Below are 497 nucleotides of genomic sequence, written 5' to 3' on the forward strand. Positions count from 1 at the left end.
GTCTGTCGCAAACGGCGGCTTGGTCTTTGAAAACTAAATAGTAGACGAAACAGCATTTGTGGGTTTCAAAAATGAAGTAAGTCAGTTGTTTCAAACTAGAATCGGATTTTCCGGTCTTAAATTAAACTGGAGAGTTTGATCCTGGCTCAGAACGAACGCTGGCGGCGTGCTTAACACATGCAAGTCGAACGGGATCCAGAGCTTGCTCTGGTGAGAGTGGCGCACGGGTGAGTAACGCGTGGATAACCTGCCCTGGTATCTGGAATAACATCTCGAAAGGGGTGCTAATACCGGATAAGCCTACGGAGCCCTCGGTCTCTGCAGGAAAAGGTGGCCTCTATTTATAAGCTACCGTATCAGGATGGGTCCGCGTACCATTAGCTAGTTGGTAGGGTAATGGCCTACCAAGGCTACGATGGTTAGCTGGTCTGAGAGGATGATCAGCCACACTGGAACTGAGACACGGTCCAGACTCCTACGGGAGGCAGCAGTGGGGA

1 rRNA gene is annotated in these 497 nt (G+C 50.3%); it reads left to right on the plus strand.

The features are described 5' to 3' along the window. Nucleotides 1–123: 123 nt before the first annotated feature. Nucleotides 124–497: ribosomal RNA gene (locus KI809_RS20375) — 16S ribosomal RNA — on the plus strand; the annotation flags it as partial.

The sequence above is a fragment of the Geoanaerobacter pelophilus genome (assembly GCF_018476885.1).
In the GTDB taxonomy this organism is placed as follows: Bacteria; Desulfobacterota; Desulfuromonadia; order Geobacterales; family DSM-12255; genus Geoanaerobacter; species Geoanaerobacter pelophilus.